This is a genomic window from Nocardiopsis sp. YSL2 (genome assembly GCF_030555055.1).
GTDB lineage: Bacteria > Actinomycetota > Actinomycetes > Streptosporangiales > Streptosporangiaceae > Nocardiopsis.
On sequence record NZ_JAMOAO010000001.1, the window covers coordinates 4656352 to 4669400 of the forward strand.

Genomic DNA, 13049 nt, shown 5'->3' on the forward strand with positions numbered 1-13049 from the left:
TCCCCGGCTCTGTTGAGGCAGTTACACGTTGAGCGAGCAGTCCCGATCCCCGTACCGCCGCCCCCGACGCGGGAAGCCGAATCAGGGCGGTGGCCAGGGCAAGGCCGGGCCGCCCCAGCCGCGGGACCCGGCCCGCCGAGTCGCCTATGACGTGCTGGCGGCCGTGGAGCAGCGGGACGCCTACGCGAACCTGCTGCTGCCCGCCCTGCTCAACGAGCGGGGGATGAGCGGGCGCGACGCGGCGCTGGCCACGGAGCTCACCTACGGGACGCTCCGTCACCAGGGGACCTACGACGCGATCCTCGAAGCCTGCGTGGACCGCACACTCGCCTCGGTGGACCGCGAGGTGCTGCCCGTGCTCCGGCTGGGGGCGCACCAGCTCCTGTCCACGAAGATCCCCCCGCACGCGGCCGTCAGCGCGACCGTCGACCTGGGCCGACGCGTGGTGGGGCACCACCGGGGACGGTTCGTCAACGCCGTTCTGCGCAAGGTCTCCGCCCGTGACCTGGACGGGTGGACCGCGGTCGTCGCCCCGGACCGCGAGCGCGACCCGAGCGGCTACCTGTCCGTAGTGCACAGCCACCCGCGCTGGGTGGTCAAGGCACTGGCCAAGGCGCTCGGCGAGCACTCGTCCACCGGGCTGGTCGAGACCGAACGCCTGCTCATCGCGCACAACGAGCGGCCCCGCGTGACCCTCGTCGCCAAGCCGGGCCGCTCCACGGTCGCCGACCTCGTCGAGGCCGGCGCCGAGGAGGCACGGTTCTCGCCGTTCGCCGCCTACCTCCCCGAGGGTGACCCCGCGGGGATCCGCGAGGTCCGCCAGGGCCGTGCCGCGGTGCAGGACGAGGCGAGCCAGCTCGTGGCTCTGGCGCTCACCCGCGTGGACGCGCACGGGGACGACCGGCTCTGGCTCGACATGTGCGCCGGTCCGGGAGGCAAGGCGGGCCTGCTGGCCTCGCTCGTCGGCCAGCGCGAGGGCCACCTGCTGGCCTCCGAGTCCCAGCCCGCCCGCGCGGGACTGGTGGCCTCCGCCGTGCGCCGCGCCCCGCGCGATGCCGGACGGGTCATCGCCGCCGACGGCACCAGGCCCGCCTGGAGGCCGGGAGTGTTCGACCGGGTCCTGGCTGACGTGCCGTGCACGGGTCTGGGAGCCCTGCGCCGCCGCCCGGAGTCCCGCTGGAGGCGCACCCCGCAGTCCGTGGTGGATCTGGCGCCGCTCCAGCACGACCTCCTCGCCGGCGCCGCCGACGCGGCCCGCCCGGGCGGCGTGGTCGCCTACGTGACGTGCTCGCCGCACCTGGACGAGACCGACGCGATCGTCCAGCGGGTCCTGGGAGAGCGGGACGACCTCACGCTCCTCCGCGCGGCCGACTACCTCGACGAGGTGCCGGATCTCGCCGCCGGTCCGGAGGGGAAGTACGTCCAGTTCTGGCCGCACGTGCACGGAACCGACGCCATGTTCCTGGCCCTGTTCCGCAAGAACGGATCCTGACAGCTCCCCCCCGCCAGGTGCACCGCACCCGGTGGGGGAGGGGGCACGGCCGGGCTGGCTAGACTTCGGGTTGTGGCAATCCAGATCTCACCCAGCATCCTGAACGCCGACTTCGCGCATCTCGCCGACGAAGCCGCAGCCGTCTCGCCCGCAGCCGACTGGCTGCACGTCGACGTGATGGACGGACACTTCGTGCCCAACCTCACGCTCGGCCTGCCCATCGTGGAGTCCCTGCTCAAGGCCACCTCCACACCGCTGGACTGCCACCTGATGATCGACGACCCCGACCGCTGGGCCCCCGCCTACGCCGAGGCCGGCGCGGGCAGCGTCACCATCCACGCCAAGGCCGCCGGCGCCCCCGTGCGCACCCTGCGGGAGATCCGCAGGCACGGCGCCCGGGCGGGCCTCGCGCTCAACCCCGCCGAGCCGGTCGACCCCTACGAGGACCTCATCGGCGAGATGGACATGCTCCTGCTGATGACCGTCGAACCCGGATTCGGCGGCCAGAAGTTCCTCGACCTGGTCCTGCCCAAGATCCGTCGCGCCCGCGAGCTCCTCGACAGTCGCGAGGCCTCCGTCTGGCTCCAGATCGACGGCGGCGTCAGCACCGAGACCATCGAGCGCGCCGCCGAGGCCGGGGCCGACGTCTTCGTGGCCGGCTCGGCCGTCTACGGTGCCCAGGACCCCGCCAAGGCCGTCGAGTCCCTGCGCGACCTCGCCGTCGCCGCAGCCGCCAAGGCGTAACGATTCCGGTGCGCTGCTCTCGCACCACTGGCCCCTCAGATCCCAGCCAGCCTAGGATGACCGCTCGACAGTCGTAGATCTCGCTTGGTCGCGGCTCCGTCTTCCGCCGTGCGTGAGCACGAACTGGGGGAGCGGCGGCGTGAGCGCATGGCCAGGCGTGGACCCGTGGAGTGCACGTTGAACACTGGGACCCCCGAGCAGTTGGCCATGGACGTGCTCTGGGAGGTGGAGACCACCCCCATCCTCTGGATTCAGGGGATGGGCGACTGGCTCGCCGTCCCCTTCGGACTCCTCACCGAACTGGGTTCGCAGACCTTCGTGATCGCGCTCGTCGCGCTCATCTTCTGGAGCGTGAACGCCAGGGTCGGCGCGCGCCTGTTCGTCGCCGTGGCCGTGTCGGCGGTCATCAACTACCTGTTCAAGTCCCTGTTCTACGGCGCACGCCCGTACTGGTTCAGCGCAGACGTGTCCGCCCACTCCGCCGAGGAGAGCTTCGGCGTCCCCTCCGGCCACGTCCAGCACGCCACCGTGCTGTGGGGCTACCTCGGCGCCAAGACCGGCGACCGGCGGTGGATGTGGGCGGCGGGCGTCCTCATCGCGCTGATGGGCCTCTCCCGGGTGTACCTCGGCGTGCACTTCATCAGCGACGTCCTGGCCGGCCTCCTGTTCGGCGGCGTCCTCCTGTGGGCCACCCTGCGCTGGGAGGACCGCATCACCGCCTGGTGGCGCGGACTCGACACCGCCCGCTGGGTCCTCTACCTCGCGCTCGCCTCCCTGCTCCCGTGCGTCCTGGCCACCTTCTGGCAACTGGGCGCGCGCGGCGACTGGACCCCTCCGGCGGACTGGATCGGAGCCGTGCCCCTGGACCCCGCCGCCTACACCCTGGCCCGCCTGTTCACCCTCGCCGGCGCCCTCCTGGGCGGCGTCTGCGGCCTCACCCTGCTCGACCGCCGCGGCGGCTACAGCGCCTCGGGCACCCTCATCGCACGGATCGCCCGTTTCGTCCTGGGTATCTCCGTCGTCCTGCTCATTCAGGTGGCCGGCGACATCGTCTCCCGCGGCTTGGAGGGCCTCGCCGCGGCCGTCGTCGCCTACGCGGTCTACACCGTCCTGGCCTTCTGGGCGATGTTCCTCGCACCCGAACTGTTCGTCCGCACCGGCCTGGCCTCCCGCTCCGACCAGCGCGCCGACACGCACAGCGGCTCCGGCCAGTCATGACTCCCGTCACACCGGCTATGCGGCCAGGTGATCGACCGGTTAAGATCATGATCGTTGAGACGAAAGTCAGACGCGTGCTCCGGGGTCGGTGAAAGTCCGAACCGGCGGTGACAGTCCGCGACCCGGCCGAAGCCATCGGCCGGTTGAACCGGTGGAATTCCGGTACCGACGGTGAAAGTCCGGATGGGAGGCAGTGCGCGTCGGGACGGTCCGACCGCCGCGCCCCCGTGCGCGTCGCGTCGCCGACCCCGCCGTGGACCCGTTCCACACCCTTTGCCCCGGAGCCTCGACAGGTGAAGGGAATGCGAAGGCGTGTTCACAGGAATCGTGGAAGAACTCGGCGAGGTCGTCTCCATCGAACCCGCGGGTGCCGCCGGTGAAGCCGTCCTGCTCACCGTACGAGGCCCCCTGGTCAGCTCCGACGCCCGGCACGGCGAATCCATCGCGGTCAACGGCGTGTGCCTGACCGTCGTCGCCCGGGACCAGGGGACCTTCACCGCGGACGTGATGAAGGAGTCCCTCGACCGTTCCTCCCTGGGCGCCCTCGCCCCCGGCTCCCCGGTCAACCTCGAACGCGCCGCCCGCGTCGACGGCCGTCTGGGCGGCCACATCGTCCAGGGCCACGTCGACGGAACGGCCGGCCTGCTCTCCCGCGACCCCGGCGACAACTGGGACGTCCTGCGCTTCGGGCTCTCCCGCGAGCTGTCGCCGTACGTGGTCGAGAAGGGCTCGATCACCGTCGACGGCACCAGCCTGACCGTCTCCGCCGTCAGCGCGCCCGGCGCCGCCGAGGAGTACTTCGAGGTCAGCCTCATTCCCGCCACCCTGGAGGCCACCACCCTGGGCTCCCTCGCGGTCGGCGCGACCGTCAACATCGAGGTCGACGTCATCGCCAAGTACGTCGAGCGCATCGCCGCCGTCACCGCCGCCAGGACCGCCGACGCCTAGGGCGTGTGTGGCGGGTACTCGCCCTGCCGCGCGTCGCCCCAGCGGCACTCGCGACGGACGGCATCCACCACCCACGCCGGCGAGTCTCCGCCGAACATGCCCTGGCGGCCCCGCCGACCACACACCGAACCACCCACGTACCTTGAGGGAGCGGCAATGACCGTCACCGACACCAGCCCGGACACCAGAGGGACCGAGCAGGCCGTCGTCCTGGACCCGATCCAGGACGCCGTCGCCGACATCGCCGCCGGGCGCGCCGTCGTGGTCGTGGACGACGAGGACCGCGAGAACGAGGGCGACATCATCTTCGCGGCCGAACTCGCCACCCCGGAACTCCTGGCGTTCATGATCCGCTACACCTCCGGTGTGGTGTGCGTCCCGCTGGAGGGCCACGACCTGGACCGCCTCGACCTGCCGTTGATGACCGCGCGCAACGAGGAGAGCCTGCGCACCGCCTACACCGTCACCGTCGACGCCCGCGAGGGTGTCACCACCGGTATCTCCGCGGCCGACCGCGCGCACACCATCCGCCTGCTGGCCGACGCCGACAGCCGCCGCGCCGACTTCGTCCGGCCCGGCCACATCCTGCCCCTGCGCGCCCGCCCGGGCGGTGTGCTGGCCCGCCGCGGCCACACCGAGGCCTCGGTCGACCTCGCCCGCCTGGCCGGGCTGCGCCCCGCCGGGGTCCTGGCCGAGGTCGTCAACGACGACGGCACCATGGCCCGCCTGCCCCGCCTGCGGGCGTTCGCCGACGAGCACGGCCTCAAACTGGTCTCCGTCGAGCAGCTCGCCGCCCACCGCGTCGCCCTGGGCGAGACGCTCACCGAGGAGCAGGCCACCCCGTCCCTGGTCACCCGCCAGGTCGAGACCCGACTGCCCAACCGCTACGGCGAGTGGCGCGCGGTCGGCTTCACCGGCGCCGCCGACGGGGCCGAGCACGTCGCCCTCGTCCTCGGCGACCTCGGCGACGGCACCGACGTCCTGACCCGACTGCACTCGGAGTGCCTGACCGGCGACGCCTTCGGCTCACACCGCTGCGACTGCGGCGCCCAGTTGGACGCCGCCATGGCCGACATCGCCGAGGAGGGGCGCGGTGTCGTCGTCTACCTCGGCGGTCACGAGGGCCGGGGGATCGGCCTGCTGCACAAGCTGCGCGCCTACAGCCTCCAGGACCAGGGGGTGGACACCGTCGACGCCAACCTGCGGCTGGGCCTGCCCGCCGACGCCCGTGAGTTCGGGGCCGGCGCCCAGATCCTCACCGACCTCGGGGTGGCCTCGGTCCGGCTGCTGTCCAACAACCCGGCCAAGGCCGAGGGGCTGGAACGGCACGGCGTGCGTGTCGGCGAGCGCGTGGCCATGCCCTCCTTCGTCACCGACGACAACATCGCCTACCTGCGGACCAAGCGCGACCGCATGGGCCACGCGCTCTCCGGCATCGCGCGCTAGCGCGGTTCCGCCCACCGATCCTCGACCGCCCCGCCCCGCACCAAGGAGACACGCACATGAGTGGTGAAGGACGCCCCGAACCCGATGACGTCGACGCCACCGGACTGTCCGTCGGCATCGTCGTCACGCGCTGGAACGCGCCCATCGTCGAGCCGATGCTCGCCAACGCCCTGGCCGCGGTCAAGGCCTCCGGCGCCGCCGAACCCGTCGTCGTCCGCGTCGCCGGAGCCGTGGAGATCCCCGTCGTCGCCCAGGAGCTCGCGCGCCGGCACGACGCCGTGATCGCGCTGGGCGCCGTCATCCGCGGCGGCACGCCGCACTTCGACTACGTGTGCCAGTCCGTCACCCACGGGCTCACCGAGGTCGCCCTGCGCCAGTCCACCCCCGTCGGCAACGGCGTGCTCACATGTGACACCCTTGAACAGGCGCGTGACCGCGCCGGCCTGCCGGGCAGTGCCGAGGACAAGGGCGCCGAAGCGGCGCTGGCCGCCCTGGACGCCGCGGCGGCCCTGCGCGGGCTGCGCCGCTGAGTCGGGCGTCCGTGAACGGACGGGCCGCGGGTGACGCCGCGGCCGTCGGCCCGGTCACGGCCATGACGGAGGCGGAACCCCTCCCGTCGGCGGACGCCGGCGGGGCTCGGAGCGGAGCAGTTGGTGCGGACTGAGGAACAAGCGGTGGACGAGGTCTCCAAGAAGCCGACGCTGCCCATGACGTGGCGCCCCCGCGCGATGCGCTGGGTCGCCTACGGCCTGGCCCTGCTGATCGTCGCCACGATGGGCGTGCTCTCGGCGACCCTTCCGCAGGACTGGCGGCTCCAGGACCGCGTCATGCTGTTCGGGCTCGGCCTGGTCATCGCCGCGGTCCTCCACCTGCTCGGACGCCCGCGCCTGGTGGCCACGAGGCGCAACGTCACCATCGTCAACAGCATCCGCACCCACGTGCTGGCCTGGCCGGAGATCGTCGACGCGCAGATGCGCGAGGGGGAGCCCTGGCCCTCGGTCGACCTGTCCGACGGCAGCACGCTCGCGGTGATGGGTATCCAGAGCGCGGACGGCGAGCTCGCCCGGCGCCAGCTCAGGGACTTCCGGTCCCTGCTGCACGAGCGCGGCGAGGCACAGGAGCCCGACCGGGGCTGACCCGTTCGTAGAGACGTACAAGGGGAGTCGCCGTTTCTTGAGTGAACGGCGACTCCCCTTCCGCCGCGCGGGGCACATACCGTGGAAGGCGAGGCCCGCGTTCGTCCTCCGCGAGCGCCGGGGGCGCGGGACGAGCGGAAGAAGGGGTGTCGCGTGAGGGATATCCGAGCGGCCGTGTCACGGCTGTACGCCTCGGGTGAGACGTTCGCGCTGGCCACGGTCATCGACACGGACAAGAGCGCACCTCGTGGGCCGGGGGCGGCCATGCTGGTCAGCGCCTCCGGAGAGGTCACCGGGAGCGTGTCGGGCGGGTGTGTCGAGGGCGCCGTCTACGAGGAGGCGCTGGAGGCGATCCGTACGGGAGAGCCCGTGCGGCGCACCTACGGCTACAGCGACGAGGAGGCGTTCAGCGTCGGCCTGACCTGTGGTGGAACCCTCCACATGTTCGTCGAACCCCTCAGTCGGGACACCTTCCCCCAGCTCGGTTCCGTCCTCGGGGCCGTCGACGAGCACCAGCCGGTCGCCGTGGCCACCGTCGTGGCCGACCCCTCCGGCGCCGACCGGGTCGGAGCGCGCCGCGTGGTGTGGCCGACGCACGCCGAGGGCGACCTGGGGGCCGGCGGCGGACGCCTGGCCGACGCGCTCGACGACGACGTTCGCGGCATGCTGGCCCAGGGCAGCACCGGTGTGCTGCGGTACGGGGCCGACGGGCAGCGGCGCGGCGACGAACTGGAGGTGTTCGTCCAGTCCTTCACCCCCGCGCCGCGGATGCTGGTGTTCGGCGCCATCGACTTCGCCGCCGCCGTCGCCGACCTGGGCACCTACCTGGGCTACCGCGTGACGGTGTGCGACGCCCGTCCGGTGTTCGCCACGCGCAGGCGCTTCCCCACCGCCGAGGAGGTGGTGGTCAAGTGGCCGCACGTGTTCCTCGACGAGATCGCCGACCAGGTCGACGAGCGGACCGTCGTGTGCGTGCTCACCCACGACCCCAAGTTCGACGTGCCGGTCATCAAGGCCGCCCTGGCCACCCGCGCGGGCTACATCGGCGCGATGGGGTCGCGGCGCACCCACGAGGACCGGTTGGAGCGGCTGCGCGAGGCGGGGGTCGACGAGGAGCGGCTGGAGCGCCTGCACTCGCCGATCGGACTGGACCTGGGGGCGCGCACCCCGGAGGAGACGGCGGTGTCGATCGCCGCGGAGCTGGTCCAGGTGCGCTGGGGCGGCAGCGGACGGGCCCTGCGCGAGACATCGGGGCGCATCCACGGGGAAACACCGGCCCCGACCCCTGTTCCGGCCGGATTCGGTCACGTTCGGAGGTGAACCGAAAAGCGGCGCTGCGCGAAAGCACAGGTCAGTGGTGAGTGTGAAAGTCGGCCGTGGAATTTCACCGGGCGAGTGACCGAGGTCCCCAGCCCGGTCGGCGACCGCGTGACATCATCTCGTCATGGGCAGTGGGCACGTGGAAGGAACGAACAGGGGAAGGTCGGCCTCCGTGGCGGGCCTGCTGTTGGCGGCGGGTTCGGGGAGCAGGCTCGGCCGCCCCAAAGCACTGGTCGAGGTCGGCGGTGAACGCCTGGTCGACCGGGGGATCCGCACGCTGACGGAGGGCGGCTGCCACCCCGTCATGGTCGTGCTGGGGGCGGCGGAGACGGCCGTGCCGGGGGCCCACACCGTGCACAACCCGGACTGGGAGACCGGCATGGGGTCGTCGGTGCGGGCGGGGATCGACGCGCTGCCCGACACCGTGGACGCGGTGCTGGTCGCGCTGGCCGACCAGCCGCTCGTGACGCCCCTGGCGGTGCGCCGACTGATCGACGAGTACGACCAGGGGGCCCGCGCCGCGGTCGCCACCTACGGCGGCAACCCCCGCAATCCGGTCATGCTGGGACGCGAGCACTGGTCGACCGTGCACGCCATGGCCAAGCAGGACGTGGGAGCGCGCCCGTTCCTGCGTGCGTACTCGCACCTGGTGACCACCGTGGCCTGCGACGACATCGCCAGTCCGGACGACATCGACACCGCGGAGGACCTGGCGCGCCTCAGCGGCATGCTCGACCGCGCCTGAGCCCCCGCCGCCGCGGCTCGCGCCCGGGCGCGAGCCGCGGCGGCGGGGGTACGGAACGCGCCCCCGGGGCGCGTGTCCGCGGGGGCCCGCCCTATCCGCGGGCGGACGTGGTGATTCCGAACGTGTGCTCGGTGGACTCCCCGGGCTCCAGGACGATCAGGCCCTCTCCCGTGGCCAGGGCGTTGGGCGGGCAGGTCATCGGCTCCGCCGCCAGGTTCGCGCGGAAGGCCGAGCCGCTGAGGTGGTCGGAGCTGAACACCTGGAACCAGGTGAACGAGGCGTCGCACCACATCTCCACCCGGTGCTCGGGGCCGATCAGACGCACCCACGCGCGCCCGTCGCCGTCCCGGGAGAGGTCGGTGAACGCGTGGTCCAGCACGGTCTCGCCCAGCGCCCGGCCGGGGGATCGGAAGTCCTTCTCGTCGCCCTCCACCGGTTCCGGCGGGCCCGTCGGCAGCTTGTTCGCGTCGACGGGCAGGTGGGAGTCCGCGGTGATCTCCAGGTCGACCTCACCGCGGGCGGCCAGCTCCGACACCGGCTCCCCGAGCGTGAGGTAGGGGTGGAAGCCCAGTCCGAACGGGGCGGGGCCGGAACCGCTGTTGGTCGCGCCGGTCGTGACGGTCAGCCCGGTGTCGGACAGCGCGTAGGTGAGGCTCAGTTCGAGCGGGAACGGGAAGCCCGTCGTGCCGTCGAAGTCCAGTCGCAGGGTCACCGCGGAGTCGGTGACCGCGACGGGCGACCACTCCCGGTCGTACACGAGGCCGTGGATCGCGGTGCCCGTGGCCTCGTTGTTGACCTCCAGCCGGTAGTCCTGGCCCGCGAACGAGTACCGGCCCCCGCCGACCCTGTTCGGCCACGGCGCGAGCACCTGGCCCTGGAAGGCGACGGGTCCGCTGTCCCTGGTGTAGGGCCAGACGAGGTCGCGCCCCGCGCAGGTCAGGGACTGTAGTCCCGCCCCGGTCAGGTCGATGCGCGCGCGGTAGTCGCCCGCGCGCAGCTCGATCACCTCAGCCACACTTCACCCTTTTCGGCTCGGAGTCCGGCCGTGTGCCGAACCGGGCGATCATAGCCCACCGGTGCATGTTCGCGCTCACACGGGGCGTGGGATGATGGGGTGAGCGGTGGCGGGACCGTTCCCCGCAGATCAGCCGAGCAGGCCGTCCAGCGGGATGAGCACGCCCGAACCCAGCGCGACCAGGCCGGTCGACAGCAGGACCACCACCATCAGCAGCGACCCCGCCAGGGCCAGGCGGAACGCGGCCAGGCGGCGCCGGGCGCGGGTGCCGGGCCGCTTGCTCGCCGCCGTGCGCCCCAGGACCACCAGCACCACCGACAGCAGCACGGGCCACCACCAGGACGCGCCCATGGACCCCGGCAGCAGCCCCGTGACCGCACCGGTCACCTCCGACAGCCACCCGAGCACCGCCCCGTCGCTCGCGTCGAGCAGGCCGGTGTAGGTCGAGGTGACGAACTCGCTCTCGGGATAGAAGCCGTCCGAGGGGCGCAGCGACCGGCCGAGCCCGTCTACCAGCCCCAGCAGCGCGGCCGGGTAGGCGAAGCGGCGGCACTTGCCCGCCGACATCGCCCGCTGGATCTGGTTCATGGTCCGGTCGACCCGGCGCTGGGCCCGCTCCTGCTCCCGGCGTGTGCGGGCCGTGTCGGGCACCTGCCGTTCCCCGTGGTCGCCATAGGGGCCGGGCACCACCGGAACATCCGGCCTGGTGGGCGCCGTCGCGGCCTCCACGCGGCGCTGCTTCGCGGTCGCCAGCCGCTCCTTGGCGCCGGACCACCGCTCCCGCGCCGAACCGGCGAGCGAGGCCCAGCGGTCCTGGCGCCGGGCCCGCCCGTCCGCGCGCTCACGCGCGCTGACCACACCGCCCACCCGCACCGCCTCGGGCAGCAGCAGGAGCGCGGTCAGCAGCGCGCCGCGCGTCGCCAGGGCGTCACCGCCCGAACCGTCGCGCAGTGCCGCCCGGCGCTGCTCGGACCACCACGGTGCGTGCGGGGCGGCGCTGCGCTGCGTGGGGTGCCACGACTGGCGGCGCAGCAGCGCACGGTGCTCCGAGGCGGTCTCGGGCACCAGGACCAGCTCCACCGCCTGCGCCCAGGCGGCGTCGGTCTCGTGCGCGGCGGGCCGCCGGGGCGCGTCGGGACCCGAACCGACCAGCCGGTCGACGGTCTCGCCGACCCGGCGCATCAGCAGCGGGACCTCGTGCTGCACGCGTTCGAGGAGGGCGCACCGGCCGGAGCCGCCCGAACGGCAGCCGGGGTGGGGGCACCAGTGCTGGGCGCCCAGCCCCACCACGCCCGACTCCACCGCCTCGCGCACGAGCGCGTGGCGGCTGGCCTGTCCGGTGGCCAGGGCGAGCAGCCCGTCGGCGCTGATCTCGTGTCCCCGGTAGCGCGGCGGCATCCCGGGCACGTAGCGCGCGGCCAGGGCGCTGATGGCCACGTGCGCGAGCTCCGGGTTGTGCTCCAGGCCGGTCAGGTAGGCGCGGTCGAAGGTGTAGTCGTTGACCTCGCGGTCCAGCCAGGTGCGCAACTGGGGCCAGTGGCTGCGCAGCCACAGGGCGCCGGTGTCGGAGCGGTCGAGCAGGTCGAAGGCCAGGCTCGGCGGGTCGTCGTGGTTCGTCCCCGCGAACTCGATCGGGCGCAGGCGCCGCACGGCCCGGATCTGGGGCCGCTCGCCGTTCAGCCACTGCGTGACCTCGTCATAGCCCCAGCGGGCGGACGGGGTGGGGGTGAGCAGGCCGCGGGCCAGCAGGCGCCAGCGCTCGTCGGTGATGGCGGAGATGTCCACCTCGGTGTTGCGGGCGGTCAGCCAGTTGCCGCCGCGCTCGGGGCGGCGGCCGGTCACCAGTTCGTGCACCACGACGCCCAGGGACCACCAGGCGGCGGGCGCCTCGCGCCGGCCCTCGACGACCTCGGGGGCGGCGTAGTCCTCGGTGATGGCGAGCCCGCCGTAGACGCGGCTCATCGTGGCGCGCACGGCGCCGCCGAAGTCGGTGAGCGCGACCACCGGCGGGTCCAGCGAGCGCACGAGCAGGTTCTCGGGCTTGACGTCGGTGTGGTTGTGCTGGAGCTCGTCCTGCCAGTGGCGCAGGCACTCGGCGACGGCCGCGACGACGGCCCGGGCCCGCTCCTCCTCCAGCGGCGCCTCGTCGATCACCGAGCGCAGGGACCCCAGGGCGAAGAACTCCTGGGCCTCCCAGGCCAGGTCCTCGCCCCAGGAGCTGGCCGCGGTGCCGTACCCCTGCACCGCCGGGGTGTGCGGCGAGGCGGTGCCGCGGGCGCGCAGGCGGTCGAGCAGCTCGCGGTTGATGTCGTGCCCGGGGCGGTACACCTTCAGCGCCAGCTCGTGTTCGGGCTCGCCCGCGGGGTGGGCGCGGTAGACGACGGCCTCGCCGCCCGCGCCGAGGTGGCCGAGCACCTGGTAGCGGCGGCGCAGCTCGGCCGGGACGGCGTAGTCCAGGTCGCCGGCGGGACCGACGACCACACGTGTCAGCAGCCGGCTCAACCAGTCGACGAGCGGGCCGAAGAGGGTGCGCCACCAGGGGTTCGAGCCGCTGGTGCCGACGCCGCCCAGCGTGGGCCTGGGAGTCCTGGCGGTCGAGGGGGCGGTCGAGCCGCCGGGCAGGACGCCGGTGCGGTCGGCGCCCTGACCCGCCACCCGGGTGGGACCGGCCCCCGGCTCGGCCACGCGGGTGGCGTCGACTCCGTCCCGTCGGCCGCCCGGCCGGAACACACGGGTGACCCATCGCGTGGCGCCGGCACCCGGACCGGTGCGCACGGTGGGTCCGGTCCTGCGCGCGTGCGGCGCGGGGTCGATCCGTCGGGTCGGAGCGTTGTCGTCACCGGATTCGGGCGTGACCATGGTGGTCGGGGCCACCCTTCGGAAGAGGCGTTCGTGTCCTGGGCATGAGGGGGATGGGCGGTCGGTTCCAGACTAAGGCGGCTCCACCGCGTCGGGTGTCGCTCAGCGCCCGGATCCCGGCCGTGC

Annotated in this window: 11 protein-coding genes and 1 riboswitch; of the genes, 9 read left to right on the forward strand and 2 right to left on the reverse strand. The window is 73.3% G+C overall.

All coding sequences use genetic code 11. The features are described 5' to 3' along the window. Positions 1-28 precede the first annotated feature (28 nt). From M1P99_RS20445 to M1P99_RS20485, 9 genes are all read left to right on the forward strand, one after another. Positions 29-1492: an RsmB/NOP family class I SAM-dependent RNA methyltransferase gene (locus M1P99_RS20445; protein ID WP_304454197.1), complete on the forward strand. Its 1464-nt coding sequence runs from the start codon at positions 29-31 to the stop codon at positions 1490-1492. 72 nt (positions 1493-1564) lie between these two features. Then, positions 1565-2236, forward strand: a complete 672-nt coding sequence (rpe, locus tag M1P99_RS20450; protein ID WP_304454198.1) for a ribulose-phosphate 3-epimerase — start codon at positions 1565-1567, stop codon at positions 2234-2236. 177 nt (positions 2237-2413) lie between these two features. Beyond that, positions 2414-3454 carry a phosphatase PAP2 family protein gene (locus M1P99_RS20455; protein WP_304454199.1) on the forward strand — a complete coding sequence of 347 codons (1041 nt, stop codon included), beginning with the start codon at positions 2414-2416 and terminating at the stop codon, positions 3452-3454. A 70-nt stretch (positions 3455-3524) separates the two neighbouring features. Further along, positions 3525-3655: riboswitch (FMN riboswitch) on the forward strand. Between the two features lie 111 nt (positions 3656-3766). Next, positions 3767-4402 carry a riboflavin synthase gene (locus tag M1P99_RS20460; RefSeq protein WP_304454200.1) on the forward strand — a complete coding sequence of 212 codons (636 nt, stop codon included), beginning with the start codon at positions 3767-3769 and terminating at the stop codon, positions 4400-4402. A 156-nt stretch (positions 4403-4558) separates the two neighbouring features. After that, positions 4559-5848 carry a bifunctional 3,4-dihydroxy-2-butanone-4-phosphate synthase/GTP cyclohydrolase II gene (locus M1P99_RS20465; RefSeq protein WP_304454201.1) on the forward strand — a complete coding sequence of 430 codons (1290 nt, stop codon included), beginning with the start codon at positions 4559-4561 and terminating at the stop codon, positions 5846-5848. A 56-nt stretch (positions 5849-5904) separates the two neighbouring features. Next, on the forward strand, positions 5905-6378 hold the full coding sequence (gene ribH / locus M1P99_RS20470; protein ID WP_304454202.1) for a 6,7-dimethyl-8-ribityllumazine synthase: 474 nt from the start codon (positions 5905-5907) through the stop codon (positions 6376-6378). Between the two features lie 144 nt (positions 6379-6522). Beyond that, positions 6523-6984, forward strand: coding sequence for a PH domain-containing protein (locus M1P99_RS20475; protein WP_304454203.1), 462 nt, complete (start codon positions 6523-6525; stop codon positions 6982-6984). A gap of 153 nt (positions 6985-7137) precedes the next feature. Next, positions 7138-8304, forward strand: coding sequence for an XdhC/CoxI family protein (locus M1P99_RS20480; RefSeq protein WP_304454204.1), 1167 nt, complete (start codon positions 7138-7140; stop codon positions 8302-8304). A 172-nt stretch (positions 8305-8476) separates the two neighbouring features. After that, positions 8477-9049, forward strand: a complete 573-nt coding sequence (locus tag M1P99_RS20485; protein WP_304455776.1) for a nucleotidyltransferase family protein — start codon at positions 8477-8479, stop codon at positions 9047-9049. Between the two features lie 91 nt (positions 9050-9140). Here the strand turns inward: M1P99_RS20485 and M1P99_RS20490 are convergent, their stop codons facing one another. Together M1P99_RS20490 and M1P99_RS20495 are read right to left on the reverse strand one after the other, a co-directional pair. Then, positions 9141-10064: an aldose 1-epimerase family protein gene (locus M1P99_RS20490; protein WP_304454205.1), complete on the reverse strand. Its 924-nt coding sequence runs from the start codon at positions 10062-10064 to the stop codon at positions 9141-9143. A 129-nt stretch (positions 10065-10193) separates the two neighbouring features. Continuing rightward, a complete protein-coding gene (locus tag M1P99_RS20495) occupies positions 10194-12923 on the reverse strand; it encodes a protein kinase (protein WP_304454206.1) in 2730 nt (909 codons plus the stop codon). Positions 12924-13049 lie beyond the last annotated feature (126 nt).